The sequence below is a fragment of the Micromonospora sp. URMC 107 genome (assembly GCF_051386315.1).
Taxonomy (GTDB): domain Bacteria; phylum Actinomycetota; class Actinomycetes; order Mycobacteriales; family Micromonosporaceae; genus Micromonospora.
The window spans coordinates 1-23,176 of record NZ_JBPQTK010000007.1 but is presented as its reverse complement, the minus strand read 5'-3'; the positions used below and the strand labels follow the sequence as shown (position 1 = coordinate 23,176).

The following is a 23,176-nucleotide window of genomic DNA, read 5'->3' as shown; positions in this document are numbered from 1 at the left end:
ACTGCTAGCCTTCGCTGCATAGTCATGCGGAGGTGGGGATGGGTATCCGAGTTGCGGTCGCCGGGGCGAGCGGCTACGCCGGGGGCGAGCTGATCCGCCTGGTCGCCGGGCACCCCGAGTTCGACCTGGTCGCCGCCACGGCGCACAGCCAGGCCGGGCACCGGCTCGACGTCGTACACCCGCAGCTCGCCGGCCTCGACATGGTCCTCGGCGAGACGGACGCGGCGACGCTGGCCGACGCGGACCTGGTCTTCCTGGCCCTGCCGCACGGCCAGTCGGCGGCCCTGGCGGCCCAGCTGCCGCCCGAGGTCCGCGTCGTCGACCTGGGCGCCGACCATCGCCTCGCCGACCCGTACGCCTGGGCGAACTACTACGGCGGCACGCACGCCGGGCCGTGGACCTACGGCCTGCCGGAGCTGCCCGGCCAGCGGGAGCTGATCGCCGGCGCCACCCGGGTCGCCAGCACCGGCTGCTACGCCGCCGCGATCATCCTGGCCCTGGCCCCGCTGGTCGCCGCGGGCGCCGCCTCCCCGGCCGACGTGGTGGTCGTGGCCGCCTCCGGCACCTCCGGCGCCGGCAGGGCGGCCAAGCCGCACCTGCTCGGCAGCGAGGTGATGGGCGACCTGTCGCCCTACCGCGTGGGCACCCACCAGCACGTCCCCGAGATCAAGCAGGCCACCGGCGCGACCGGCCTGTCGTTCACGCCGGTGCTCGCGCCGATGCCCCGGGGCATCCTCGCCACCGTGACCGCCGTGCCGGCCCGGGGCGTCGACCCGCGGGCGGTGCTCGCCGAGGCGTACGCGGACGCGCCGTTCGTGCACGTCCTGCCGGAGGGGGCCTGGCCGCACACCGCCGCCACCCTCGGCTCCAACTCCTGCCACCTGCAGGCCACGGTCGACGTCGACTCCCGCCGGATGATCGTGCTCAGCGCGCTGGACAACCTCGGCAAGGGCGCCGCCGGCCAGGCCGTGCAGAACGCCAACCTCATGTGCGGCCTGCCGGAGACCACGGGCCTGTCCGTCTGGGGGATCGCACCGTGAGCGCGGCGCGGCGGAGCCCCGCAGTCGCGAACGAAGGAGTAGCACCGGTGAGCGCGAGGAGTGCAGCGCAGCGGAGCCCCGCAGTCGCGAACGAAGGAGTAGCACCGTGAGTGTCACGACCCCGCGGGGGTTCCGGGCGGCCGGGGTGGCCGCCGGGCTGAAGGCCAGCGGCGCGAGCGACGTCGCGCTGGTCGTCAACGACGGCCCGGACGCCGGCGTCGCCGGCGTGTTCACCGCCAACCGGGTCAAGGCCGCGCCGGTGCTCTGGACCCAGCAGGTGGTGCGCGGCGGCGTCGCCCGCGTCGTGGTGCTCAACTCCGGCGGCGCGAACGCCTGCACGGGCCCGGGCGGCTTCCAGGACACCCACACCACCGCCGAGCACACCGCCGCCGCGATCACCTCGGCCAGCCCGCGGCTGATGCTGGGCGCCGCCGACGTGGCGGTCTGCTCGACCGGCCTGATCGGGGAGCGGCTGCCGATGCAGAAGCTGCTTTCCGGCGTACGATCGGCGATCCGCCGGCTGTCCCGCGACGGCGGCCCGGCGGCCGCCGAGGCCATCATGACCACGGACACCCGCCCCAAGACCACGGTGGCCCGGGGCAGCGGCTGGACCGTCGGCGGCATGGCCAAGGGCGCCGGCATGCTCGCGCCGGCGATGGCCACCATGCTCTGCGTGCTGACCACCGACGCGGTGGCCGGGCCCGAGGACCTCGACGCCGCCCTGCGGGAGGCGTGCCGGGTCACCTTCGACCGGATCGACTCCGACGGCTGCATGTCGACCAACGACACGGTCCTGCTGCTGTCCAGCGGCGCGAGCGGCATCGCGCCGACCCCGGCCGAGCTGACGGCCGCGGTCACCGCCGCGGCCCACGACCTGGCCCAGCAGCTCATCGCCGACGCCGAGGGCGCCACCAAGCAGATCGCCATCGACGTGGTCGGCGCGGCGAGCGAGGACGACGCCGTCGAGGTGGGGCGGTCGGTGGCGCGCAACAACCTGGTCAAGACCGCGCTGTTCGGCAACGACCCGAACTGGGGCCGGATCCTCGCCGCCGTCGGCACCACCGCCGCCGCGTTCGAGCCCGACGGGGTCGACGTCGCCGTCAACGGCGTCTGGGTGTGCCGCTCCGGCGCCGCCGCCGAGGACCGGTCGAAGGTCGACCTGACCGGGCGGGACGTCACCATCCGGATCGACCTGCACGCCGGTGTCGCCGCCGCCACGATCTGGACCAACGACCTGTCCCACGCGTACGTGCACGAGAACTCGGCCTACTCGACATGAGCCTCTCCACCGATCTCGCCCGCGCCCAGGTCAAGGCGGCCACGCTGATCGAGGCGCTGCCCTGGCTGGCCCGCTTCTCCGGCTCGACCGTCGTGGTCAAGTACGGCGGCAACGCCATGGTCGACCCCGAACTGCAGCGGGCCTTCGCCGCCGACATGGTCTTCCTGCGCTACGCCGGCCTCCGGCCGGTCGTGGTGCACGGTGGCGGCCCGCAGATATCCGCCATGCTCGGCCGGCTGGGCATCGCCAGCGAGTTCCGGGGCGGCCTGCGGGTCACCACCCCCGAGGCGATGGACGTGGTCCGGATGGTGCTGGTCGGCCAGGTGGGCCGCGAACTGGTGGGCCTGATCAACGCCCACGGCCCGTTCGCGGTGGGCCTCTCCGGCGAGGACGCCGGGCTGTTCACCGCCGTGCGACGGCCCGCGTACGTGGACGGCGAACCGGTCGACGTCGGGCAGGTCGGCGACGTCGAGTCGGTCGACGCCTCGGCGGTCACCGACCTGATCGCGGCCGGTCGCATCCCGGTGATCTCCACGGTGGCACCCGACGCCGACGGGGTGCTGCACAACCTGAACGCCGACACCGCCGCCGCCGCGCTCGCCGTGGCCCTGGACGCCCGCAAGCTGGTCGTCCTCACCGACGTGCCGGGCCTCTACGCCGACTGGCCCGACACCGACAGCCTGGTCAGCGAGATCACCGTCGACGAGTTGGCGGCGCTGCTGCCGTCCCTGTCCAGCGGCATGGTCCCCAAGATGGAGGCGTGCCTGCGGGCGGTGCGGCAGGGGGTGCCCGCCGCGCACGTCGTCGACGGCCGGGTCGCCCACTCCACGCTGCTGGAGGTCTTCACCTCCGAAGGGTTCGGCACCATGGTCGTCGGCGCCAGGACCGAACCCGTCACCCAGGCAGTCGCCGACAAGGAAGGCACGGTTCCGGCATGAGCACGCTCGTGGAGCGTTGGGCGCAGTCCATGATGGACAACTACGGCACGCCGCCGCTCGCCCTCGTCTCCGGCTCCGGCGCCGTCGTGGTCGACGACGCCGGCCGGGAGTACGTCGACCTCGTCGGCGGCATCGCGGTCAACGCCCTCGGCCACGCCCACCCGGCCGTGGTGGCCGCCGTGTCGAAGCAGGTCGCCACCCTCGGGCACGTCTCCAACCTCTACGTCGCCGAACCGCCGGTGGCCCTCGCCGAGCTGCTGCTGGCCCTGGCCGGGCGGCCCGGGCGCGTCTTCTTCGCCAACTCGGGCGCGGAGGCCAACGAGGCGGCGTTCAAGCTCTCCCGGCTCACCGGCCGCTCGCACGTGGTCGCCACCCGGGGCGGCTTCCACGGGCGGACCATGGGCGCCCTCGCCCTCACCGGCCAGCCGGCCAAGGCCGACCCGTTCCGCCCGCTGCCGGGCGAGGTGACCCACGTCGACTACGGCGACGTGGCGGCCCTGGAGGCGGCGGTCACCGACGCCACCGCCATGGTGATCCTGGAGCCGGTCCAGGGGGAGAACGGCGTGGTCGTCCCGCCGGCCGGCTACCTGGCCGCCGCGCGCCGGATCACCGCCCGGCACGGCGCGCTGCTGGTGCTCGACGAGGTGCAGACCGGCGTCGGCCGCACGGGGCACTGGTTCGCGCACCAGGCCGAGGGGGTCGAGCCCGACGTGGTGACCCTCGCCAAGGGGCTCGGCGGCGGGCTGCCCATCGGCGCCTGCCTGGCCTTCGGTCGCGCCGCCGAGCTGCTCGCCCCCGGTTCGCACGGCACCACCTTCGGCGGCAACCCGGTGAGCTGCGCCGCCGCCCTCGCGGTGGTGTCGACCATCGCCAGCGAAGGGCTGCTCGACCACGTCAAGCGGGTCGGCGAGCGGCTGCGCCGGGGGATCGAGGCGCTCGGCCACCCGCTGGTCGACGGCGTACGCGGCGCGGGCCTGCTGCTCGGGGTGGTGCTCGCCGCGCCCGTCGCGAAGGTGCTCACCGAGGCGCTGCGGGAGGCCGGTTTCCTGGTCAACCCGGTGCAGCCCGGCGTCGTACGGCTCGCCCCGCCGCTGATCCTCACCGCCGCCCAGGTCGACGACTTCCTGGCCGCACTCCCGGCCGCCCTCGACGCGGCGTCCCCGGCCGCCGCCGGCACCGTCCCGACCGCTGCCACCACGCCTACGCCCGCCACGCCCACCGTGGCGATGCCGCGCACGACGGAGGCGGGCGCGTGATCCGGCACTTCCTGCGGGACGACGACCTGACCCCCGCCGAGCAGTCGGCCGTGCTCGACCTCGCGGCGCGGATGAAGGCCGACCGGTTCGGCCACCGGCCGTTGGCCGGGCCCCGGTCGGTGGCGGTGCTGTTCGACAAGCAGAGCCTGCGTACCCGGTTCTCGTTCGACGTCGGCATCGCCGAGCTGGGTGGGCACCCCCTCGTGGTGGACACCCAGGTCACCCACTTCGGGCGGGGCGAGACGCTCGCCGACGCCGGCCGGGTGCTCTCCCGCTACGTCGCGGCGATCGTGCTGCGCACCCACGGCGACGACCGGATCGCCGAGGTCGCCGACGGCGCCTCCGTGCCGGTGGTCAACGCGCTCACCGACGGCTTCCACCCCTGCCAGCTCCTGGCCGACCTGCTCACCGTCCGCGAGCACTGCGGGGGCACCGCCGGGCGGACGCTGGCCTACGTCGGCGACGCCGCGAACAACCTGTCCCATTCGTACCTGCTCGCCGGGGCGAGCGCCGGCATGCACGTCCGGGTCGCCGGGCCGGCCAACTTCGGCCCCGACCCCGAGGTGGTCGCCCGGGCCGCGAAGATCGCCGCCGGCACCGGGGGCTCGGTGCGGGCGCTGACCGACCCGGTCGCGGCGGTGGCAGGGGCCGACGTGGTCGCCACGGACACCTGGACCTCGATGGGCCAGGAGGACGACGGGCTGGACCGGATCACCCCGTTCCTGCCGTACCAGGTCAACGCCGCGCTGCTCGGGCACGCCGCGCCCGACGCCGTCGTGCTGCACTGCCTGCCCGCGCACCGGGGCGAGGAGATCACCGACGAGGTGCTCGACGGCCCGCAGAGCGTCGTGTTCGACCAGGCGGAGAATCGGCTGCACGCCCAGAAGGCGCTGCTGACGTTCCTCCTCGGTGCCGCGCCCGCCGCCCCGGACGCGGCGGCGCCGGGCGCCACCGCGACCAGGGAGACACCATGACCGCCCCGCTGAACCGCGCCGCCCGGCACGCCCGCATCGTCGAGCTGATCCGCGACAAGGCGATCCACTCGCAGACCGAGCTGGCCGACCTGCTTTCCGGCGACGGCATCCAGGTCACCCAGGCCACCCTCTCCCGGGACCTCAAGGAACTGGGCGCGGTGACCGCGCGCGGCGGCGACGGGCGGGCCGTCTACCTGATCCCCGAGGACGGCCACCGGCCGCTGCGCGACGCCGAGGCGGCGCCGGCCCGGCTGGTCCGGCTGCTGCGCGAACTGCTCAACGGCGTCGACGCGAGCGGCAACATCGCCGTACTGCGCACCCCGCCGGGCGCAGCCCACTACCTGGCCAGCGCGTTGGACCGAGCGGGCCTGCCCGAGGTCGTCGGCACCATCGCCGGCGACGACACCATCCTCGTCGTGGCCCGCGAGGCCGTCGGCGGGGCCGCGCTCGGCGACAAGCTCGCCGGCTGGGCCCGCCGCGAAGAGAACGTCGAAGGGAGCACCACACCGTGACCGAGCGGGTCGTACTTGCCTACTCCGGAGGGCTCGACACCTCCGTCGCCATCCCGTACCTGGCCGAGGAGACCGGCGCCGAGGTGATCGCGGTGGCGGTCGACGTCGGGCAGGGCGGCGAGGACCTCGACGCCATCCGGCAGCGCGCCCTGGACTGCGGCGCGGTGGAGTCGGAGGTGGTCGACGCGCGCGACGAGTTCGCCGCCGGGTACTGCCTGCCGGCCATCCGCGCGAACGCGCTCTACATGGACCGCTACCCGCTGGTCTCCGCGCTGTCCCGGCCGCTGATCGTCAAGCACCTGGTGGCCGCGGCCCGCAAGCACGGCGGCACCATCGTGTCGCACGGCTGCACCGGCAAGGGCAACGACCAGGTCCGCTTCGAGGTCGGCCTCGGCGCGCTCGCGCCCGACCTGAGGATCGTCGCGCCGGCCCGGGACTACGCCTGGACCCGGGACAAGGCGATCGCCTTCGCCGAGGAGAAGGGGCTGCCGATCGACGTGTCGGCGAAGTCGCCGTACTCCATCGACCAGAACCTGTGGGGCCGGGCCGTCGAGACGGGCTTCCTGGAGGACATCTGGAACGGCCCCGTCGAGGACCTGTACTCGTACACCGCCGACCCGACGCAGGAACGCGACCCCGACGAGGTCGTGATCACCTTCGACGCCGGTGTGCCGGTGGCGATCGACGGGGAGACCGTCACCCCGTACCAGGCGATCCTGGAACTCAACCGGCGCGCGGGCGCCCAGGGCGTGGGCCGGCTCGACATGGTCGAGGACCGCCTCGTGGGCATCAAGAGCCGCGAGGTGTACGAGGCGCCCGGCGCGATCGCGCTGATCACCGCCCACCAGGAGCTGGAGGCGGTGACCGTGGAGCGGGACCTGGCCCGGTTCAAGCGCGGCGTCGACCAGCGCTGGGGCGAGCTGGTCTACGACGGACTCTGGTACTCGCCGCTGAAGTCCTCGCTCGACGCGTTCATCGACGACGCGCAGCGGCACGTCACCGGCGAGGTGCGGCTGACCCTGCACGGCGGCCGGGCCACCGTCACCGGGCGCCGCTCCGAGGCCAGCCTCTACGACTTCGGCATGGCCACCTACGACACCGGGGACACCTTCGACCAGTCCCTGGCGAAGGGCTTCGTGCAGCTCTGGGGCCTGCCCAGCAAGATGGCCGCCGCGCGGGACGCCCGGCTGGGCGGCTGCTGAGCATGGGCACCACAATGGGCGGCGTGGACGACAAGAGCCTGACCGAGAACAGCGCCGCCACCAACCGCACGAGCCTCTGGGGCGGCCGCTTCGCCGGCGGTCCCGCCGAGGCCCTGGCCCGACTGTCGGTGAGCGTGCAGTTCGACTGGCGGCTGGCCCCGTACGACATCGCGGCGTCCCGGGCGCACGCCCGGGTGCTCGCCGGGGCCGGCCTGCTCGACCCGGAGGAACTGGGCCGGATCCTCGCCGCCCTGGACGACCTGGAGGCCGCCTGCGCCTCGGGGCAGTTCCGCCCGACGATCGACGACGAGGACGTGCACACCGCCCTGGAGCGCGGCCTGCTGGAGCGGCTCGGCAGTCTCGGCGGCAAGCTGCGCGCCGGCCGGTCCCGCAACGACCAGGTCGCCACCGACCTGCGGCTCTACCTGCGCGACCACGCCCGGGGCGTGGCCGGCCGGCTGGTCGAGCTGGCCGAGGCCCTGGTCGAGCAGGCCGAGCGGCACGTGGAGACCGCCGCGCCCGGCATGACGCACCTTCAGCACGCCCAGCCGGTCACCTTCGGGCACTGGCTGCTGGCCCACGTGCAGCCGCTGCTGCGCGACCTGGAGCGGCTCAGCGACTGGGACCACCGCACGGCGGTCAGTCCGCTCGGCGCGGGCGCGCTCGCCGGCTCCGGCCTGCCGCTGGACCCGGTGGCCGTCTCCAAGGAGCTGGGCTTCCGCACGTCCTTCGCCAACTCGATGGACGCCGTCGCCGACCGGGACTTCGTCGCCGAGTTCCTCTTCGTCACCGCGATGATCGGGGTGCACCTGTCCCGCCTCGGCGAGGAGGTGGTGCTCTGGACCTCGCAGGAGTTCGGCTGGGTGGAGCTGGACGACGCGTTCGCCACCGGTTCGTCGATCATGCCGCAGAAGAAGAACGCGGACATCGCCGAGCTGGCCCGAGGCAAGTCCGGCCGGCTCGTCGGCGGGCTGATGAGCGTGCTCACCATGCTCAAGGGCCTGCCGATGACCTACGACCGGGACATGCAGGAGGACAAGGAGCCGGCCTTCGACGCGGTCGACACCCTGGAGCTGCTGCTGCCGGCGCTCGCCGGGATGATCTCCACGATGACCGTGCGCGCCGACCGCCTCGTCGCCGCCGCGCCGGTCGGCTTCTCCCTCGCCACGGAGGTCGCCGACTGGCTGGTCCGCCGCAACGTGCCGTTCCGCGACGCGCACGAGATCACCGGCCGGCTGGTGGCGCTCTGCGTGGCCCGCGACTGCGCGCTGGACGAGGTCTCCGACGCCGACCTGGCGGCCGTCAGCGAGCACCTCGACCCGTCGGTGCGCGACGTGCTCTCCGTCCGCTCGGCGCTCGCCGCCCGGATCACGCCCGGCTCGACCGGTCCCGGGCCGGTCGCCGACCAGCTCGCCACCGCCGCCGACCAGCTCGCCGGCTGGCGGGAGTGGGCCGCCGAGCGGGTCGTGCCCCGCTGAGCCGTCGACCCCCCGCGACGCCGCCGGCGTCGCGCGGGGTCAGCCCGCCGGGCGTTCCCGCTTCGGCAGCTTCGCCACCACCGCGTCGTACGAGGCGTCGACCGCCTCGATCAGCTCCTCCTCGTCGATCCCGCCGGCCAGGCGCAGCGTGTTCCAGCCGGAGCGCCCGATGTACGGCGACGGCCGCGCGTCGCCCGGGTGCCGGTGCAGCCACTCGTCGGCCACGTCCCGGCTCGGGCCGCACTTCACCCCGACGGTCGGGTCGTCGGCGCCGGCGGAGCCGAGGAAGGCGAAGATCCGGCTGCCGACCTTGACCACCTCGTCGCCCTCCCACGGCTGGTCGAGCCGGGCCCCCGGCTTCGCCAGGCAGTACGCCAGCATCTCCTCGCGCGTCATCGCGTCCTCCTCGACACCGATCCCGCGCCCAGTCTCGCCCATCGCCGGCGTCAGTCGGTGGCGGCGGTGCGGGCGGAGAGCCGTTCGAAGCGCTGCTTGGCGGCCTGCGCGCTGCCCAGCCCGAGCCCGAACGCGATCTGCTGCCAGGTCAGCCCGCAGCCCCGGGCCAGCGTGAGCAGCCCCGCCTCCATCGCGTCGATCTCGGCGCGCAGGTGTGGGACGAGGGTGAGCGCCGCGACGAGGTCCGCGTCGTCGACCGGCTCCTCGCCGGGCTCGACCTCGGCCCCGCCTGCGGCCAGGGCGGTGACCAGCGCGACCGCCTCGTAGGCGTCCGGCACGTAGGGGTTGGTGTGCCGGCGTCGCCGCGCCTCGGTGCCGGCGTGCCGTTCGGTGATGCGGTGCAGCGCCGAGTAGGTGCGGTGCGCCCGGGACGCGCCGGCGTCGGGGGCGGTGAAGGAGTCGGTCATGCCAGCACCCCCTCATGTCAACAACGCGTTGTCAACGGCTTGTTGATGATCCGCGCCGCCCGAGTCCGGCGGCCGGCCGCCCGGGCGGATAGGGTCGGTGCCGTGGTGGCGTACTCCGACCGTCGCCCCGCCGACCTCGCGGGGCTGACCGACCTGCTCGCCGGCCCGGTGGTGCCGGCCGCCCGGGGCCTGCTCGGCTGCCGGCTCACCGCCGGCGACGTCACCGTCCGGATCACCGAGGTCGAGGCGTACGCCGGGACGGCCGGCGACCCGGCGTCGCACGCGCACCGGGGGCGCACGCCGCGCAACGCGGTCATGTTCGGGCCGGCGGGGCACGCCTACGTCTACTTCACCTACGGCATGCACTGGTGCATGAACGTGGTGACCGGGCCCGACGGGGAGGCCTCGGCGGTGCTGCTGCGCGCCGGCGAGGTGGTCGACGGCGTCGAGGCGGCCCGGGCCAGGCGCCCCGCCGTACGCCGGGACGTCGACCTCGCGCGCGGGCCCGCCCGGCTCTGCGCGGCGCTGGGCATCGACCGGAGCGCCTACGGCTCCTGGCTGCTCGGCGACGGCCCCGTCCGCCTGCGCCCGGCCGGCGCCCCGGTGCCCGCCGACGCGGTCGCCGCCGGGCCGCGGGTGGGCGTGACCGGGGCGCACGACGTGCCGTGGCGGTTCTGGATCGCCGGCGACCCGACCGTGAGCGCCTACCGCCGGCACGTGCCGCGCAGCCGCTGACCTGCGGTCGGGCCCGCCGCGCGGCCCCCGCGCGGCGGCCCGGGCCGGCCGCTGCGCGATCGGCGCGGACGGCGTGAGGCCGGCCACCGGCGTCGCCGCCCGCCGCGGAATAGTTGACTCGTCAAATAGTGTTGTGCCGGGCGTCCGGGAGCCGCAGCGGCCCCGGCCGGGACAACGCGAGGAGCTGGTCATGCAGTTCGGAGTCTTCACCGTCGGCGACGTCACGGTCGACCCGACCACCGGTCGCGAGCCGACCGAGCATGAGCGGATCAAGGCGATGGTCGCCATCGCGCTCAAGGCCGAGGAGGTCGGCCTGGACGTCTTCGCCACCGGCGAGCACCACAACCCGCCGTTCGTGCCGTCGTCGCCGACCACCATGCTCGGCTTCATCGCGGCCCGCACCGAGCGCCTGCTGCTCTCCACCTCCACCACGCTGATCACCACCAACGACCCGGTGAAGATCGCCGAGGACTACGCGATGCTCCAGCACCTGGCGGACGGCCGGGTGGACCTGATGATGGGGCGCGGCAACACCGGGCCGGTCTACCCGTGGTTCGGCCAGGACATCCGCAACGGCATCCCGCTCGCCATCGAGAACTACGACCTGCTGCACCGGCTCTGGCGCGAGGACGTGGTCGACTGGAAGGGTCGCTTCCGCACCCCGTTGCAGTCGTTCACGTCGACGCCGCGTCCGCTCGACGGCGTGCCGCCGTTCGTCTGGCACGGCTCGATCCGCAGCCCCGAGATCGCCGAGCAGGCCGCCTACTACGGTGACGGCTTCTTCGCCAACCACATCTTCTGGCCCAAGGAGCACACCCAGCGGATGGTCGGGCTCTACCGGCAGCGGTACGCGCACTACGGCCACGGCTCCGCCGACCAGGCCATCGTGGGCCTCGGCGGGCAGGTGTTCATGCGGCGCAACTCGCAGGACGCGGTGCGGGAGTTCCGGCCGTACTTCGACAACGCGCCGGTCTACGGGCACGGCCCGTCGCTGGAGGAGTTCACCGCCCAGACCCCGCTGACCGTGGGCAGCCCGCAGCAGGTCATCGACCGCACGCTGGGCTTCCGCGACTACGTCGGCGACTACCAGCGCCAGCTGTTCCTCATGGACCACGCCGGCCTGCCGCTCAAGACGGTGCTGGAGCAGCTCGACCTGCTCGGCGAGGAGGTCGTCCCGGTGCTGCGCAAGGAGTTCGAGTCGCTGCGCCCGGCGCACGTGCCCGCCGCGCCCACCCACGCGTCGCTGCGGGACGCCGCGGACCGTGCCGGGGCGGAGGCGGGCCGATGACCCGCCGCACCCTCGCCCTGGTCTCGGCCGGGCTGGGGCAGCCCTCGTCGACCCGGCTGCTCGCCGACCAGCTCGCCGCGGCCACCCGCGACGAGCTGGCCCGGCGCGGCGACGACGTCGACGTGCGTCCCGTCGAGCTGCGCGAGCACGCCCACGACATCGTCAACCACCTGCTGACCGGCTTCCCGTCGCCCGCGCTGCGGGAGGTGCTCGACACGGTCACCGGCGCGGACGGGCTGATCGCCGTCACGCCGATCTTCCACGCCTCGTACAACGGGCTGTTCAAGTCGTTCTTCGACCTGGTCGGGTCCGGCGCGCTGGCGGACCGACCGGTGCTGGCCGGCGCCACCGGCGGAACGGCCCGGCACTCGCTGGCGCTGGAGCACGCCGTCCGTCCGATGTTCGCCCACCTGCGGTCGGTCGTGGTGCCCACCGCGGTCTTCGCCGCTCCGGAGGACTGGTCCGCCGGGGCCGCCGACGGCGCGCTGCGGGCGCGGATCGTCCGCGCCGGCGGCGAGCTGGCCGAGCAGATCCACCGGCGGCCGCCGTCCACCGGCCCCGCCGACCCGTTCGCCCTCACCACGAGCTTCGACGAGCTCCTCGGCGGTCGGGACCGCTGAGGCCGCCGACCCGCCGGCCCCGCCCGGGGCCGGCGGGTCGGGGCCCGTCAGCGGGCGTGAGCGTACGGGCGGGCCACCAGCACCGGGCAGTGCGCGTGCTGCACGAGGGCCTGGCTGACCGAGCCGAGCAGCAGCCCGGCGAAGCCGCCCCGGCCCCGGGAGCCGACCACCACCAGCGCCGCGTCCCCGCTGGCCTCGACGAGCGCCTGCTCGGCCTTCGGCGCCCGGAGCAGCCGCCCCTCGACGGCCAGCCCCGGGTGGCTGCCGCGGACGGCCGCCGCGGCGGTGGCCAGCAGCTCGGCGGAACCCGCGTGCGCGGCGGCCGGCGTCTGGATCACCTCGTCCGGCGCCGGGCGGTCCCCGTCCGGCGGCTCGACGTGCACCAGCACCAGCCCGTCGCCGCGGCGCGCCGCCTCGTCGGCCGCGTACCCGACCGCCAGCTCGGCCGGCTCCGACCCGTCCACCCCGACCAGCACCGGCCCGGCGACCGGGACGGGCTCCTCGGCGGGCCGCACCACCAGCACCGGGCAGTGCGCGTGGGCGGCCACCTGCGTGCCGACCGAGCCGAGCAGCAGCCCGGCGAAGCCGCCCAGCCCCCGGCTGCCGACCACCACCAGCTCGGCCCGCCGGGACTCCTCGACCAGCGTCGCCCCCGGCCCGCCCGCCACCTGGCGCACCTCGACGGTCAGCCCCGGACAGCGCCCGGCGAGGTCGGCGGCCGTGCGTTCCAACATCTTCTGCGCCTCCTCGGTCGGCGCCGGCAACCCCACGTCGTACGGGTTGAGCGGCACGCCGTAACCGAGCGGGTGCAGGTAGCCGTGCACCAGGTGCAGGGGGCGGGACCGCAGCACGGCGGCCCGCGCGGCGTGCTCCGCCGCCAGCAGGCTCGCCGGCGATCCGTCCACACCCACCACCACGGGTCGGTTCATCAGCCCTCCCAGAGATCGATCAGGTCATTGTCGACGCGGCGCCGCCGACCCGCCCGCATTTGCGCCGACGCCGCCGCGCCGGCCGGGGGAGCGGCCGACGCGACGGCGTCGCGGTGTGGCGACCGGGTCAGGACGCGTCGGCCCGCTTCGGGTGCCGCACGATCACCAGCGGGCAGTGCGCGTGGTGCAGCACCGCGTGGCTGACCGAGCCGAGCAGCAGCCCGCCCAGCGCGCCCCGGCCGCGCGCCCCCACGACCACCAGCTGAGCCGACTTCGACTCCTCGACCAGCACCCCGCCCGGGGAGCCCCGGACCAGCCGGTGCCGCGCCGACACGTCGGGGTAGCGCTCGGCGAAGCCGGCGAGGGACTCCGCGAGGGCGCGCTCCTCGTCCGCGGCGAAGGCGTCCAAGTCGTACGCCAGGGGCAGGACGTCGCCCGGGCCGACCGGCGTGGGATAGAGCCAGGCCTGCACCGCGACCAGCGGGGCGCCCCGCCGGCTCGCCTCCTCGTAGGCGAACGCGACGGCCTCGAGGGAACACTCGGAGCCGTCGACGCCCACCACCACCGGGCCGTCGGCGCGCTGCTCGCCGCGCACCACCAGGACGGGGACCTGCGCGTGGGCGGAGACCTGCACGGTGACCGAGCCGAGCAGCAGCCCGGCGAACCCGCCCAGGCCCCGGTGGCCCAGCACCAGCAGGGCGGCGTCCCGGGACTGCTCGAGCAGGACGGGGGTCGCCGCACCGTCGACCACCAAGCCGGTCACCGGCACGTCCGGGGCGGTCCTGGTGGCCTCGGCGATCGCCTCGGCGACGTACCGCTCGGCCTGGTTGCGCAGCCCGGCACCGGCCGGCGCGCCCTCCGCGGCCCCGAGCGGGGCGCGCGTCAGGGGCCAGATGAAGGCGTGCACGACCCGCAGCGGGCGCTGCCGGTCGGCCGCCTCCCGCGCCGCCACCCGGACCGCGTCCAGTGCGGCGGCCGAACCGTCCACACCCACCACGACGGGGACACCGGTACTGGTGGTCATCGACTCCTCCTTCGTCCGTCTCCAGCCTGCTCCATCCGCACGCTACCGGTCAGGGGCGGGCGTCCCGAGATGTGGGACCTTGGTCCCGAGTCGCAGGTCGACGGTCGTCCGACCCCGGCGCGCGCCGCCCGCTCCGGCCCGCCCCGGCCGCAGCGCCCACGCCCGGCGAGGCGGCGTCGGCCGCGGTGCCGTCCGGCGGGGCCGTGGCCGCGGGCGCGGCGTCTCCCGGTGCGGCGTCCGCGAAGGTGGCGGGGCCGGCCGGCCGGCGGGCCAGCCGCAGCACCAGCCCGGGCAGCACGCTGACGGCGGCGCAGGCCAGCAGCTCCGCCGCGCCGAGCGGCTCGGTGCCCAGCAGCTCGCGCAGCGGGGGCAGCAGCACCCCGGCGACCTGGAGCAGCGCGGAGACCGCCACCGCGACCGGCAGCGCGCGGTTGCCGCGCCCGGCGCCGCGCGCTCGCGGCGCGCGGACCGCGAGCGCCACCCCGAGCTGGGCCAGGCCGAGCACCACGAAGACCACCGACTGCCAGGGCCGGTCCCAGCGCGCGGCGAGCACGCCGGCGCCGAGCACCACGGCGGCGATCAGTCCGCCGGTGACCAGCACGTCCCGGCCCAGGCCGGCCCCGAGCACCGACTCCGACGGCGAGCGCGGCGCCCGGCGCAGCGTGCCCGGCTCCGCCGGCTCCGCCCCCAGCGCCACCCCCGGCACCCCGTGCGTGAGCAGGTTCACCCAGAGGATCTGCGCCGGCAGCAGCGGTACGGCCAGCCCGAACAGCGGACCGAGCAGCATCACCGCGATCTCGGCGACCCCGCCGGAGAGCGCGTAGCGCAGGAACCGTCGGATGTTGTCGTAGATGCGGCGGCCCTCGCCGATCGCCGTGGCCACCGTGGAGAGGTCGTCGTCGACGAGCACCAGGTCGGCGGCCTGCCGGGCGACCTCCGTGCCGCCGCCCATCGCCACCCCGATGTCGGCCCGGCGCAGCGCCGGGGCGTCGTTCACCCCGTCGCCGGTCATCGCCACCACGTGCCCCCGCGACTGGAGGCCGGCGATGATGTCGAGCTTCTGTTCCGGCTGGGTCCGCGCGAACACCCGCGCCCGCGGGTGCGCCCGCGCCGGGTCGCCGTCGTCCCCGCGTACCACCGGGTCGCCCTCGTGCCAGAGTCCCAGCTGGCCGCCGATCGCCGCGGCGGTCGCGGGATGGTCGCCGGTGATCAGCAGCAGCCGCACCCCGGCGTCGTCGAAGCTGCCCGCGATGTCGGCCGCGCCCGGGCGCAGCGGGTCGCCGACGGCGACCAGCCCGACGGGTCGCAGCCCGACCGGCCGGGCGGGGTCGGCCGGCGGGGCGTCCACCACGGCGGACGCGACCGCCAGCACCCGCAGCCCCTCGGCGGCCAGCCGGTGCGCGGCGGCGGTCAGCCCGGCGAGCTCCTCGGCGGAGGCGTCGACCAGCGGCGCGGCCAGCACGTTCTCCGGCGCGCCCTTGCACACCACCAGGTACCGCCGGTCGCAGGAGCGGTGCACGGTGGTCATCCGGCGCAGCTCCTGGTCGAAGGGGTGCTCCGCGACCCGCGGCCACGCCGCGCGGGTGAGCTCCGGGTCGAGCCCGCACCGGGCGGCGAAGGCGACCAGCGCCGCCTCCAGCGGGTCGCCGACGGCGGCCCACTCCGGCCGCTCGTCGGTGGGCGGGGTCAGGGTCGCGTCGTTGCAGAGCAGCCCGGCGCGCGCCAGGCTGCGCAGGCCGTCCGGTACGGCCACCGGCTCGCCCCGCTGGTGCACCGCGCCGTGCGGCGCGTAGCCGCTGCCGGTGACGCCGTAGCGGGAACCGTCGCCGGTGACGGCGTGCTGCACCGCCATCCGGCCCTCGGTGAGCGTGCCCGTCTTGTCCGAGGCGATGACGGTGACGGAGCCCAGCGTCTCGACCGCGTGCAGCCGGCGGGGGATGGCCCGCGCCCCGGCCATCCGGCGGGCACCGAGGGCGAGGGCGAGGGTGACGACCGCCGGCAGCGACTCGGGCACGGCCGCCACCACCAGGCTCACCGCGGTGACCGCCATGTCGACCACCGGCCGCCCGCCGACGACGCCGATGACGAAGACCAGCCCCGAGAGCACCACCGCGGCGAAGCCGAGCATCCGGCCGAGCCCCGCGAGGCGGCGCTGCAACGGGGTGGCGGCGGGCCGGGTGGACGCCACCAGGGCGGTGATCCGGCCGAGCGCGCTGGCCGCGCCGGTGCGTACCACCGTGCCGGTGGCCCGCCCGGTGGTGACCACCGTCCCCGCGCTGGCCTCCCCGCCCACGGCCCGGGTGACCGGCACCGACTCGCCGGTCAGCGCCGACTCGTCGACGCTCAGCCGGGCCGCCTCGGCGAGCAGCAGGTCGGCGGGGACGACGTCGCCGGCCTCGACCCGTACCAGGTCGCCCCGGACGAGGTCGGCGGCGGGCAGGACGACGTCCCGGCCGTCCCGCACGACCCGGGCCGTGGGCGCGGCGAGCTGGTCCAACGCGGCGATCGCCCGGTCGGCGCGGACCTCCTGCGCCACGCCGATGGCGGTGTTCACCAGCACCACCAGCACGATCACCGCGGTGTCCGGGTAGTCGCGCAGCACGGCGGTGACCACGGCGGCGGCCAGCAGCAGCGCCACCAGCGGGTCGGTGAGCTGGTGCAGGACGCGCCCGCCCAGGTGGCGGCGGGCCGGCACGACCGCCGCGTTCGGCCCGTCCGCGCGCAGCCGGGCGGCGGCCTCCGCCGAAGCGAGCCCGGCCGGCCCGGTCGACAGGTCAGCGGCCACCGGTACGCCCCCGGGGCCGCCGTGCTCCGGACCGTCCCACATCACCCTCCGCCCTGCCGTGGGCGCCGCCGCGGCGCACCGTCCCGGTCCCACCCTCGCCCCGCCGGACGGCGCCCGCCAGGGCAGTCCGCCCGCGCGATCCGGGACCAACGGCCCTGCCGCCCACGCCCCGCCGCGCGCTGCAATGGAAGCCGGACGACCCGTCGCAGGCACCCGGCCACCACCGGCCCCGCCCGACGAAAGGGGCACCGCATGACCACGCTGGACGTGTTGCGCGCGCATCCGTTCCTCGCCGGGCTGCCCGAGCCGTGGCTGCCCCGGCTCGCCGGCCACGCCCGGCCGGTGGTCTGGCACCCCGGGCACCGGCTGTTCCGGGCCGACCGGCCGGCCGAGCGCTTCTGGCTGGTCCGCTCCGGTCGGGTGGCGCTCGACTTCGCGGTGCCCGGGCGGGGCGACGTGGAGATCGAGACCATCGGCCCGGGCGGGGTGCTGGGCTGGTCGTGGCTGTTCCCGCCGTACCGCTGGCAGTTCGGGGCGGTGGCCGCGCAGCGCAGCACGGCGGTGGAGTTCACCGCCGAGGGGGTGCGCCGGTTGATGGAGTCCGACGACGCGCTCGGCCGGCAGCTGACCACCCGCTTCATGAGCGTGGTGGTGGATCGGCTGCACGCCGCCCGGGGCCGGCTGCTCGACCTCTACGGCTACCCGGTGGACGTCCCGCCCGCCGGCTGATCCGGCCGGCCGCGCAGCACCAGTTCATCGACCTCCAGCCTGCCGATGCGCAGCTCCCGGACGACCGCCCGGCGGATCGCCAGCCGCCCGATCGCCAGCGCCCCCACGGCGGCGGCGCCGCAGGCCAGCGCCCCCACGGCCAGCGCACGCAGCGACACCGCCCCCGCCGCCCGCGCGCCCGTCGCCACCGCACCGGTGGCGCTCGTTCTGACCACCGCGTTCCGTACCGCTCGTCCCATCCGGCAATTGTCCGGGTACCGCCGGCGGCGCGGGCCCAGATCCCGCGTACCCCGACCCGCGACCGGGTCCCGCCTCGGCCGCGTCGCCAGCCCGGGTCGGGCGGTCCGCCCGCGCGACGGCGCCGCGGCCAGACGGGAGCGCACCGGGGCCAGGTTGGGCCCCGGTCGTCGGTGGCCGGCCCTATCCTCGGGTCCGTGACCGCCGAGCTGCGCCTGCGTCCCGTCCGCGACGACGACCTGCCCTCCTTCTTCGCGAACGAGCAGGACGCGGAGGCCAACTGGATGGCGGCCTTCGGGCCGGAGGACCCGGCCGACCGGGAGCGGTTCGACGCCCACTGGCGCCGCGTGCGCGCCGACGAGCGGATCGTCTCCCGCACGGCGGTCGTCGACGGCGAGGTCGTCGGCCACGTGGTCGCCTTCCCCGTCGGCGAGCGGACCGAGGTCAGCTACTGGATCGACCCGCGACGCTGGGGCCGGGGGCACGCCACGGCGGCGCTCGCCGCCCTGCTGCGCGAGCTGCCCCAGCGGCCCGTGCACGCTCGCGCCGCCAAGGACAACCGGGCCTCGCTCGCCGTGTTGCGCAAGTGCGGCTTCGTCGTCATCGGCGAGGACCGGGGGTACGCCAACGGCCGGGGCGCCGAGGTGGAGGAGTGGGTGCTGGAGCTCGCCGGCGACTGACCCCGCCGCCGCCCGCCCGGTCACCGCCTCCGCGCGCCCACTACTCTCGCGGGGTGAACTGGCTGGAACTGATGGGCTGGACCGGCTCGGCGCTGCTGGTCTGGTCGCTGCTGCAGACGCGCATCCTCCGGCTGCGCGCCCTGAACCTGGTCGGCTGCCTGATTTTGATCGGCTACAACGCCGCCGTGCAGGTCTGGCCCATGGTCGGGCTGAACGTCGTGCTCGCCGTGATCAACGTCTGGTACCTGCGGAGCATGCTCGCCACCCGCCACGACGAGGACACCTACCAGGTGGTCGAGGTCGGGGTCGACGACCAGTTCCTGGCCCACACGCTGAACGTGCACGCCGCCGACATCGCCCGGTTCAACCCCGGCTTCCGCTGGCCCCCCGGCACCGCCGCCGAACGCTCGGCGTTCCTGGTCGTCCGGGCCGACGAGGTGGTCGGCGTGGTGCTGTCGCACGCCGCGGCGGACGGCGTGGCGCAGGTCGACCTCGACTACGTCACCCGGCGGTTCCGGGACTTCACCCCGGGCGAGTTCGTCTACCGGCGCAGCAGCCTCTTCACCGACCGGGGCTTCCGCCGGGTCGTCACCCCGCCCGGCATGGTCGCCCCGTACTACCACCGGCTCGGCTTCCGCCCCGAGGGCCGCTCGTACGTCCTCGACCTGCCCGCCCCGCCGGTGGCCGGGCGTGCCTGATCACATCCCCGGCCGCAGGAGGATTCGCCGGCCGGTCCGGTGGGCACAGACTGGCCTACGCCGGCCGTGACCTTCGGCCGGCGGTGCCCGTCGTGCCGGCGGGCACCGGTCCCGCGTGAGGAGAGCCGGGCGTGCAGAGCATCTGGACCCAACTGGCCCTGGTCGGTGTCCTGGTCGTCCTCAACGCGGTCTTCGCCGGCAGCGAGATGGCGCTGGTCTCGCTGCGCGACAGCCAGATCCAGCGGCTGGAACGCACCAGCCGCGCCGGCCGCGTGCTGGCCCGCCTCGCCAAGGACCCGAACCGCTTCCTGGCCACCATCCAGATCGGGATCACCCTCGCCGGCTTCCTGGCGTCGGCCGCGGCGGCGGTGTCGCTGGCCAAGCCCCTCGTGCCGCTGCTCAGCGCGCTCGGGGGCGCCGCCGAGACCGTCGCGATCGTGGTGGTCACCCTCGCGTTGACCTTCGTCACCCTGGTCTTCGGCGAGCTGGCCCCGAAGCGGATCGCCATGCAGGCGGCGGAGCGGTGGGCGCTGCTGGTGGCCCGCCCGCTCGACCTGCTGGCCTCCGTGACCCGGCCGGCGGTCTGGGCCCTCGGCGCCACCAGCGACCTGGTGGTACGCCTCGTCGGGCTCAACCCGAAGCACGAGCCCGACGAGATCGGCCCGGACGAGCTGCGCGACATCGTCTCCGGCAACCACGGCTTCACCAAGGAACAGCGGACCATCATCGCCGGCGCCGTGGAGATCGCCGACCGCAAGCTACGGGCGGTGCTCGTACCCCGGTTGCAGGTCTTCACGCTCGACAGCGGCACCACGGCGGAGGCGGCGCGGCTGCTGCTGGCCGCCACCGGCCACTCCCGGGCGCCGGTGGTGCGGCACGGCGGGCTCGACGACGCCGTCGGCGTGATCCACCTGCGTGACCTCGTCGGCGTCCCGGAGGACCGGCCGGTCGACGAGTGCGCCCGCCCGCCGATGCTGCTGCCGGACTCCCTGCCGGTGGTGGACGCGCTGCGGCAGTTCAAGGCCGAACGCCAGCACATCGCCCTGGTGGTCGACGAGGGAGGCGCCGTCGACGGGATCGTCACCCTGGAGGACATCCTCGAGGAGATCGTCGGGGAGATCTACGACGAGACCGACCGGGACGTGCACTCCGTGCGCACGGAGCCGGACGGCGCGATGTGGCTGCCCGGCACCTTCCCCGTGCACGACCTCGCCGACCTCGGCGTCGAGCTGCCCGGCCGCCCCGGCGGCGACTACACCACCATCGCGGGCCTGGTGCTCACCTGCCTCGGCCACATCCCCACCGTGGCGGGGGAGAGCGTCGTGGTGGACGGCTGGACGCTGGAGGTGGCCCACATCGACCACCGCGCCATCACCGGGGTCCGACTGCGGCGCCAGGCCGAGCCGGCACCCGACGACGCCGGGGCCGTGCTGGACGAGGTCCGAAGCTGACCGGTCAGGCCGGATAGAGGTTCTGCAGCCGGACCTGGCCGCGGGCCACCAGCCGGGCGTCGGCGTCGGTGATCTCCACCAGCCAGAGCTGCTGGCTGCGTCCCCGGTGCACGGGGGTGCCCACGGCGGTCAGCTCGCCGTCGCGCACCGCGCGGAGGAAGTCGGTCTGGTTCGACACGCCCACCACGCGTCCCCGCTCGCCCAGCCACAGCGACCCGCCGATGCTGGCGGCCGTCTCGACCACCGAGCAGTACACGCCGCCGTGCTGGATGCCGAACGGTTGGTGCAGCTCGGGGCGGACCTGCCAGCGGATCACCACCCGGTCCCGGTCGACCTCGTCGAGCTTGAGGCCGAGCAGGGCGACGAAGCCGCCCGTCAGATCCGGCATCTCCACGGCGTTCCCCTCCTCGATCACGGCGCCGCCAGCGTACGCCGCCGACCGCCCGGTAAACCCGGTACGTTCCGTCCCCGCTGATGGGGGAGAATCGGTGACCGTGACCGACAGCAGCTTCCCGCCGCCCGGGCGGGACTCCCTGACCGACGACCTGCGGTGGCGGGGCCTGATCCAGGACTCCACCGGCCTCGACGAGCTGCGCACGCTGCTCGACGGCGGGTCCACCGCCTACTATGTGGGCTTCGATCCGACCGCGCCGAGCCTGCACGTCGGCCACCTCATGCAGGTCGCCACGGCACGTCGGCTCCAGCTCGCCGGGCACCGGCCGCTGCTGCTCGTCGGCGGCGCCACCGGGCAGATCGGCGACCCGAAGGAGAGCGCCGAGCGGACCCTCAACCCGCCCGAGGTGGTCGCCGGCTGGGTGGCCCGGATCCGCGACCAGCTCGCCCCCTTCGTCTCGTACGAGGGGGAGAACGCGGCGCGACTGGTCAACAACCTGGACTGGACCGGCGAGATGTCGGTGGTCGAGTTCCTCCGCGACGTCGGCAAGCACTTCCCGGTCAACAAGATGCTGGCCCGGGAGGTGGTCAGGGCGCGGCTGGAGAGCGGCATCAGCTTCACCGAGTTCAGCTACCAGTTGCTCCAGGCGCACGACTACTTCGAGCTGCACCGCCGGCACGGCTGCCAGCTCCAGTTCGGCGGCTCGGACCAGTGGGGCAACATCACCGCCGGCGTCGACTACATCCGCCGCCGCGGCGCCGGCCCGGTGCAGGCGTTCACCACGCCGCTGGTGACGAAATCCGACGGTACGAAGTTCGGCAAGACCGAGGGCGGCGCGATCTGGCTCGACCCCGAGATGACCAGCCCGTACGCGTTCTACCAGTTCTGGGTCAACGTCGACGACCGGGACGTGGGTCGCTACCTGCGGTACTTCAGCTTCCGTTCCCGCGAGGAGCTGGAGGCGCTGGAGAAGGAGACCGCCGAGCGGCCGGCGGCCCGGGCGGCGCAGCGGGCGCTCGCCGAGGAGCTGACCACCCTGGTGCACGGCGAGCGGGAGATGGCGCAGGTGGTCGCCGCGAGCCAGGCGCTCTTCGGCCGTGGCTCGCTGGACGAGCTCGCGCCGGCGACGCTGCGGGCGGCGCTGACCGAGGCCGGTCTCGTCCACGTCGACGAGCTGCCCGACGTCGCCGGGCTGCTGCGCGACTCCGGGTTGGTGCCGAGCCTCAAGGAGGCGCGTCGGGTGATCGCCGAGGGCGGCGCCTACGTCAACAACACCCGGGTCACGGCGACCGACGCCACGGTGGGCCCCGAGGACCTGCTGCACGGCCGGTACCTGGTGCTGCGCCGCGGCAAGCGGTCCTTCGCCGGGGTCGAGCTGCGCGGCTAGTCCGTACGTCTCCCGTGTGACGCGGGACGCCCCCGGCGGATTTGACGATCAATCCGCCGGGGGCGTAACTTTCTCTCTGCCAGCGCGGAACGGACGAATCGGGGCGAAGATCCCGGAGGCCGGGCGCGGGAATGAGCTTCGGGGCTGAGGGGTTGTGCTCTTCGGTGCCTGGACCGGGCGGTGCCCCTGGGTCTGTCGCGAGGCGGATTTGGTGGGGCGGAGCCGACCGGGTATGGTTCATCGCCGGTGGGGAACCGGGCGAGTTCGCGGGTGACCGCGGCGGCCGGCCTGCTGGAAGCCACTTTTGACGACGGCGTGAGCCGTTGTGGAGTGGTGCCCGGAAATGGGATTGAAGTGGTGCGGATCGCTGCGAAGCGGTTTGACACGGCGGAAACCAGCGGGTAACGTAGTAAAAGTGCCCGGCGCGGGAAGCGGCGGGGACGCGAACGAAATGCCCCGGGTCGGGGGCTCCACGGTGTGGGGTTTCTGGGCGGTGTGTGGTTGTTCTTTGAGAACTCAACAGGGTGCTTGATAAGCCAGTGCCAAATTGATTTATACCCCGGACTGGTCAGGCTTCGGTTTGGCTGGTTTGGATTCCTTTGGCAACACTTTTTGTTGTCGGGACAGTTTTTCAACAAGTTTTTGTTGGAGAGTTTGATCCTGGCTCAGGACGAACG

At 75.0% G+C, this 23,176-nt stretch carries 23 protein-coding genes; 16 read left to right on the top strand and 7 right to left on the bottom strand.

Going from position 1 to position 23,176, the window contains the following annotated elements; all coding sequences use genetic code 11:
• Positions 1-38: 38 nt before the first annotated feature.
• From argC to argH, 8 genes are all read left to right on the top strand, one after another.
• Positions 39-1,040, top strand: a complete 1,002-nt coding sequence (argC, locus tag ACSNN9_RS02760) for an N-acetyl-gamma-glutamyl-phosphate reductase (protein ID WP_436671034.1) — start codon at positions 39-41, stop codon at positions 1,038-1,040.
• Between the two features lie 106 nt (positions 1,041-1,146).
• A complete protein-coding gene (gene argJ, locus ACSNN9_RS02755; RefSeq protein ID WP_436671033.1) occupies positions 1,147-2,319 on the top strand; it encodes a bifunctional glutamate N-acetyltransferase/amino-acid acetyltransferase ArgJ in 1,173 nt (390 codons plus the stop codon).
• Positions 2,316-3,257: an acetylglutamate kinase gene (gene argB / locus ACSNN9_RS02750; protein ID WP_436671032.1), complete on the top strand. Its 942-nt coding sequence runs from the start codon at positions 2,316-2,318 to the stop codon at positions 3,255-3,257. The genes argJ and argB overlap by 4 nt, the downstream gene beginning before the upstream one ends.
• Positions 3,254-4,513 carry an acetylornithine transaminase gene (locus ACSNN9_RS02745; protein WP_436671031.1) on the top strand — a complete coding sequence of 420 codons (1,260 nt, stop codon included), beginning with the start codon at positions 3,254-3,256 and terminating at the stop codon, positions 4,511-4,513. Before argB ends, ACSNN9_RS02745 begins: the two co-directional genes overlap by 4 nt.
• The gene (gene argF, locus ACSNN9_RS02740) at positions 4,510-5,487 is read left to right on the top strand and encodes an ornithine carbamoyltransferase (RefSeq protein WP_436671030.1); all 978 of its coding nucleotides are present in this window, start codon (positions 4,510-4,512) and stop codon (positions 5,485-5,487) included. The genes ACSNN9_RS02745 and argF overlap by 4 nt, the downstream gene beginning before the upstream one ends.
• Entirely contained in the window at positions 5,484-5,999 is a 516-nt protein-coding gene (locus ACSNN9_RS02735) for an arginine repressor (protein WP_436671029.1), read from the top strand. Before argF ends, ACSNN9_RS02735 begins: the two co-directional genes overlap by 4 nt.
• Positions 5,996-7,201: an argininosuccinate synthase gene (locus tag ACSNN9_RS02730; RefSeq protein WP_436671028.1), complete on the top strand. Its 1,206-nt coding sequence runs from the start codon at positions 5,996-5,998 to the stop codon at positions 7,199-7,201. Before ACSNN9_RS02735 ends, ACSNN9_RS02730 begins: the two co-directional genes overlap by 4 nt.
• Positions 7,202-7,215: 14 nt before the next feature.
• Positions 7,216-8,679, top strand: a complete 1,464-nt coding sequence (argH, locus tag ACSNN9_RS02725; RefSeq protein ID WP_436671083.1) for an argininosuccinate lyase — start codon at positions 7,216-7,218, stop codon at positions 8,677-8,679.
• A gap of 39 nt (positions 8,680-8,718) precedes the next feature.
• Here the strand turns inward: argH and ACSNN9_RS02720 are convergent, their stop codons facing one another.
• On the bottom strand, positions 8,719-9,075 hold the full coding sequence (locus tag ACSNN9_RS02720) for an MmcQ/YjbR family DNA-binding protein (protein ID WP_357872506.1): 357 nt from the start codon (positions 9,073-9,075) through the stop codon (positions 8,719-8,721).
• Positions 9,076-9,125: 50 nt separating this feature from the next.
• Positions 9,126-9,542: a DNA-binding protein gene (locus ACSNN9_RS02715; RefSeq protein WP_436671027.1), complete on the bottom strand. Its 417-nt coding sequence runs from the start codon at positions 9,540-9,542 to the stop codon at positions 9,126-9,128.
• A gap of 105 nt (positions 9,543-9,647) precedes the next feature.
• On the opposite strand from ACSNN9_RS02715, the gene ACSNN9_RS02710 reads away from it, so the two are divergent.
• From ACSNN9_RS02710 to ACSNN9_RS02700, 3 genes are all read left to right on the top strand, one after another.
• The gene (locus ACSNN9_RS02710) at positions 9,648-10,277 is read left to right on the top strand and encodes a DNA-3-methyladenine glycosylase (RefSeq protein ID WP_436671082.1); all 630 of its coding nucleotides are present in this window, start codon (positions 9,648-9,650) and stop codon (positions 10,275-10,277) included.
• A gap of 190 nt (positions 10,278-10,467) precedes the next feature.
• Positions 10,468-11,565, top strand: coding sequence for an LLM class flavin-dependent oxidoreductase (locus tag ACSNN9_RS02705; protein WP_436671026.1), 1,098 nt, complete (start codon positions 10,468-10,470; stop codon positions 11,563-11,565).
• Positions 11,562-12,185 (top strand): FMN reductase, encoded by a 624-nt coding sequence (locus ACSNN9_RS02700; RefSeq protein ID WP_436671025.1) that lies wholly within the window; start codon positions 11,562-11,564, stop codon positions 12,183-12,185. The genes ACSNN9_RS02705 and ACSNN9_RS02700 overlap by 4 nt, the downstream gene beginning before the upstream one ends.
• Before the next feature lie 47 nt (positions 12,186-12,232).
• On the opposite strand, the gene ACSNN9_RS02695 is transcribed toward ACSNN9_RS02700, so the two are convergent.
• The 3 genes from ACSNN9_RS02695 to ACSNN9_RS02685 all read right to left on the bottom strand — a co-directional run bounded on the left by ACSNN9_RS02695 (position 12,233) and on the right by ACSNN9_RS02685 (position 16,965).
• Positions 12,233-13,114 carry a universal stress protein gene (locus tag ACSNN9_RS02695; RefSeq protein WP_436671024.1) on the bottom strand — a complete coding sequence of 294 codons (882 nt, stop codon included), beginning with the start codon at positions 13,112-13,114 and terminating at the stop codon, positions 12,233-12,235.
• 127 nt (positions 13,115-13,241) lie between these two features.
• Entirely contained in the window at positions 13,242-14,138 is an 897-nt protein-coding gene (locus ACSNN9_RS02690; RefSeq protein ID WP_436671023.1) for a universal stress protein, read from the bottom strand.
• Between the two features lie 49 nt (positions 14,139-14,187).
• The gene (locus ACSNN9_RS02685) at positions 14,188-16,965 is read right to left on the bottom strand and encodes a cation-translocating P-type ATPase (RefSeq protein ID WP_436671022.1); all 2,778 of its coding nucleotides are present in this window, start codon (positions 16,963-16,965) and stop codon (positions 14,188-14,190) included.
• Between the two features lie 210 nt (positions 16,966-17,175).
• On the opposite strand from ACSNN9_RS02685, the gene ACSNN9_RS02680 reads away from it, so the two are divergent.
• A complete protein-coding gene (locus tag ACSNN9_RS02680; protein ID WP_436671021.1) occupies positions 17,176-17,652 on the top strand; it encodes a cyclic nucleotide-binding domain-containing protein in 477 nt (158 codons plus the stop codon).
• Here ACSNN9_RS02680 and ACSNN9_RS02675 read toward each other — a convergent pair.
• The gene (locus ACSNN9_RS02675) at positions 17,622-17,891 is read right to left on the bottom strand and encodes a hypothetical protein (protein WP_436671020.1); all 270 of its coding nucleotides are present in this window, start codon (positions 17,889-17,891) and stop codon (positions 17,622-17,624) included. The genes ACSNN9_RS02680 and ACSNN9_RS02675 overlap by 31 nt on opposite strands.
• Positions 17,892-18,086: 195 nt before the next feature.
• Between ACSNN9_RS02675 and ACSNN9_RS02670 the strand changes: the two genes are divergently transcribed.
• The 3 genes from ACSNN9_RS02670 (at position 18,087) to ACSNN9_RS02660 (ending at position 20,718) form a co-directional block, all read left to right on the top strand.
• Positions 18,087-18,569, top strand: coding sequence for a GNAT family N-acetyltransferase (locus tag ACSNN9_RS02670; RefSeq protein WP_436671019.1), 483 nt, complete (start codon positions 18,087-18,089; stop codon positions 18,567-18,569).
• Positions 18,570-18,622: 53 nt separating this feature from the next.
• Positions 18,623-19,267, top strand: coding sequence for a hypothetical protein (locus ACSNN9_RS02665; RefSeq protein WP_436671018.1), 645 nt, complete (start codon positions 18,623-18,625; stop codon positions 19,265-19,267).
• Between the two features lie 131 nt (positions 19,268-19,398).
• Positions 19,399-20,718, top strand: coding sequence for a hemolysin family protein (locus ACSNN9_RS02660; RefSeq protein WP_436671017.1), 1,320 nt, complete (start codon positions 19,399-19,401; stop codon positions 20,716-20,718).
• A 4-nt stretch (positions 20,719-20,722) separates the two neighbouring features.
• Here ACSNN9_RS02660 and ACSNN9_RS02655 read toward each other — a convergent pair whose 3' ends face one another.
• Positions 20,723-21,130 carry a PaaI family thioesterase gene (locus ACSNN9_RS02655; protein ID WP_358093899.1) on the bottom strand — a complete coding sequence of 136 codons (408 nt, stop codon included), beginning with the start codon at positions 21,128-21,130 and terminating at the stop codon, positions 20,723-20,725.
• Between the two features lie 82 nt (positions 21,131-21,212).
• Here ACSNN9_RS02655 and tyrS point away from each other — a divergent pair, with 82 nt between their 5' ends.
• Complete coding sequence (gene tyrS, locus ACSNN9_RS02650; protein WP_436671081.1) at positions 21,213-22,499, top strand: tyrosine--tRNA ligase; 1,287 nt, start codon at positions 21,213-21,215, stop codon at positions 22,497-22,499.
• Positions 22,500-23,176 lie beyond the last annotated feature (677 nt).

Bases quoted from the DNA above. Each gene is read 5' to 3' on its own strand.
- ACSNN9_RS02695 (WP_436671024.1), bottom strand. From the start codon at position 13,114: ATGAACCGACCCGTGGTGGTGGGTGTGGACGGATCGCCGGCGAGCCTG.
- argH (WP_436671083.1), top strand. From the start codon at position 7,216: ATGGGCGGCGTGGACGACAAGAGCCTGACCGAGAACAGCGCCGCCACC.
- argB (WP_436671032.1), top strand. From the start codon at position 2,316: ATGAGCCTCTCCACCGATCTCGCCCGCGCCCAGGTCAAGGCGGCCACG.
- ACSNN9_RS02720 (WP_357872506.1), bottom strand. From the start codon at position 9,075: ATGACGCGCGAGGAGATGCTGGCGTACTGCCTGGCGAAGCCGGGGGCC.
- argC (WP_436671034.1), top strand. From the start codon at position 39: ATGGGTATCCGAGTTGCGGTCGCCGGGGCGAGCGGCTACGCCGGGGGC.
- ACSNN9_RS02700 (WP_436671025.1), top strand. From the start codon at position 11,562: ATGACCCGCCGCACCCTCGCCCTGGTCTCGGCCGGGCTGGGGCAGCCC.
- ACSNN9_RS02675 (WP_436671020.1), bottom strand. From the start codon at position 17,891: ATGGGACGAGCGGTACGGAACGCGGTGGTCAGAACGAGCGCCACCGGT.
- ACSNN9_RS02745 (WP_436671031.1), top strand. From the start codon at position 3,254: ATGAGCACGCTCGTGGAGCGTTGGGCGCAGTCCATGATGGACAACTAC.
- ACSNN9_RS02680 (WP_436671021.1), top strand. From the start codon at position 17,176: ATGACCACGCTGGACGTGTTGCGCGCGCATCCGTTCCTCGCCGGGCTG.
- ACSNN9_RS02735 (WP_436671029.1), top strand. From the start codon at position 5,484: ATGACCGCCCCGCTGAACCGCGCCGCCCGGCACGCCCGCATCGTCGAG.
- ACSNN9_RS02715 (WP_436671027.1), bottom strand. From the start codon at position 9,542: ATGACCGACTCCTTCACCGCCCCCGACGCCGGCGCGTCCCGGGCGCAC.
- ACSNN9_RS02690 (WP_436671023.1), bottom strand. From the start codon at position 14,138: ATGACCACCAGTACCGGTGTCCCCGTCGTGGTGGGTGTGGACGGTTCG.
- ACSNN9_RS02705 (WP_436671026.1), top strand. From the start codon at position 10,468: ATGCAGTTCGGAGTCTTCACCGTCGGCGACGTCACGGTCGACCCGACC.
- ACSNN9_RS02685 (WP_436671022.1), bottom strand. From the start codon at position 16,965: ATGTGGGACGGTCCGGAGCACGGCGGCCCCGGGGGCGTACCGGTGGCC.